General features: G+C 65.9%; 2 protein-coding genes. Both read left to right on the top strand.

The features are described from left to right. Nucleotides 1-170 precede the first annotated feature (170 nt). Nucleotides 171-1,340, top strand: a complete 1,170-nt coding sequence (locus tag ACWC9T_RS41690) for a phosphotransferase (protein ID WP_449826232.1) — start codon at nucleotides 171-173, stop codon at nucleotides 1,338-1,340. A gap of 39 nt (nucleotides 1,341-1,379) precedes the next feature. Next, nucleotides 1,380-1,847 carry an NUDIX hydrolase gene (locus ACWC9T_RS41685; RefSeq protein WP_449826231.1) on the top strand — a complete coding sequence of 156 codons (468 nt, stop codon included), beginning with the start codon at nucleotides 1,380-1,382 and terminating at the stop codon, nucleotides 1,845-1,847. Nucleotides 1,848-2,058 lie beyond the last annotated feature (211 nt).

Here is a 2,058-nt window from a genome sequence, read left to right as displayed (position 1 = left end):
CCCGACACCAGCACCCTAGGAACCCAGCCCACCCGAGACGGCAGATACCTATGCCAAACCACCCAAAAGGTCACTCATTCCGAACTGCACCCAACTCCGATGTACCGCTGCGTGCTCAATTCTGCGAGAGCATTGACGGCATCGTCACGTGCACCGACGGCGAGATCCGCATGCAGTGCCAGAACGCCTACATCGACCGCCCCATCGGCGGCAATCCCACGATCAACGATGCGTCGACGGCGTCCGCTTCGTCCAGCCCGCTGACCTTGACCGCTCGCTGCGTGCCCGTCAACGCCGCCCGACCGATGCAGGCACACCGGTCGGGCGGCGACGGGGCCAATCGCCCTTTCCCCCCGGGGCCGGCCAAGCCGCACGCGACCTGCCCGACACGGTCGTACCTGCTCCACGCCAACTCGGCGCTACGGAAGGATGGATGGATGAGCGACTGGGAGTTTGTGAAGGCAAGAACCGCCGCTGAAGGCACGGTGTTGAGGTCAGCCGACGGCCTGCTCTACAAGCGAATCGGCGGCGAGGACCTGCGGGCGGAGTGCGAGTTCCAGCAGGTGGCCGCCGGCCTGGGCTACCCCGTCCCGGAGATCGTCGACAGCGGGTCCGAAGGCGGAAGCTACTTCGTCGTCGAGCGAGCCATCGGTGATACCTCGCTGCACGAGGAGGCTTTGGCCGATGCCAGGCGAGACGGGCAGGTCAGCTACCAGGTGATCAGCACGGCTGCTGCTGTCGCGTCGTGTCTCTTGAAGGCCCAGGCGAGGCACCCCTTGCCCTCGACACCGTGGTTCGAGAGGGCGGCCTTCGCACCCGAGGTCTTCGAGGAGAACCCGGACTTCGACAACCCGCGGGTTCACGAGGCGGTCAAGCACGCCCTCGACCGGCTGGCTCAACTTCCGATGGTGCACGGACACCTGGACTATGGCCTGCCCAACGCCCTCCGGGCTGGGGTCATCGACTGGCAGCATCACGGACCGGTCCCGCTCGGCTACGACGTCTACCCTGCGCTCGACATCGTGGCCTTCAAGGGCGGAGGCAAGGGCTACACGATCACCCCGGAGCAGCGCGCCGCCTACACCGCCGCACTCGACGAGACCACCGCATCCCTGATCGGGCGGCGCGTGAGCGAGCACCTGGGCGACTTTCTGCTCGTCAAATGCTTCTTCTTCCTCGCACTCATGCGGCCCACCGACGCCGCACGGCACGACAAGCACATCAAGTGGCAGTACCGCCGCGCTCTGTTCACGATGGGACTTGATCAGTATGAGTTGTCCAACACGATCGACACCGGCGCCTTCCCTACTCTGGAACGGTTCGCCGCTGAACGCCGGTAGGCCGGTGCCCACCATCTGACCAGGAGGGGTCCACCGCACATGGGCAGGACTGAGTACTACAACGACCCGAACGCCCCCAAGGCCAACACCCTTATCCCTGCCAGCAACCTGCTCGTCGTCGACGACAACGGCGCGATCCTGCTCCAGCGCCGCCGGGACACCGGCCAGTGGGCTCCGCCCGGCGGCGCGCAGGACATCGGTGAGACTGCCGCCGAGTGTGCCGTGCGCGAGCGCCTGGAGGAGACCGGCATCATCGCTGAGATCACCGGCTTCCTCGGCGTTTACACCAACCCCAACCACATCGTCGCGTACACCGACGGCGAGATCCGCCAGCAGTACGAGAACGCCTACATCGGCCGCCCCATCGGCGGCGAGCCCGCGATCAACGACGAGGCCGACGGCGTCCGTTTCGTCCACCCCGCCGACCTCGACCAGTACGACATCCACCCCAGCATGCGCCAGCAGATCGGCGATTACCTTGCCGGCACCTACCCCTACCTCGGCTGATCGGCTAACAGTGATCCCCCGGCCGTACCGCGAACCACCCTGGCGGCCAGGACTGGCGCGATCGGGTGGCGAGGCTGAGGCGCTGGACGAACAACGGTGTCCGCGTTCCACAAAAGCCGTTGGGTGCAGTTCGGAATGAGTGACCTTTTGGGTGGTTTGGCATAGGTATCTGCCGTCTCGGGTGGGCTGGGTTCCTAGGGTGCTGGTGTCG

It is taken from the genome of Kitasatospora sp. NPDC001159 (assembly GCF_053598235.1).
This window is presented reverse-complemented; position numbering and strand designations above follow the sequence as displayed.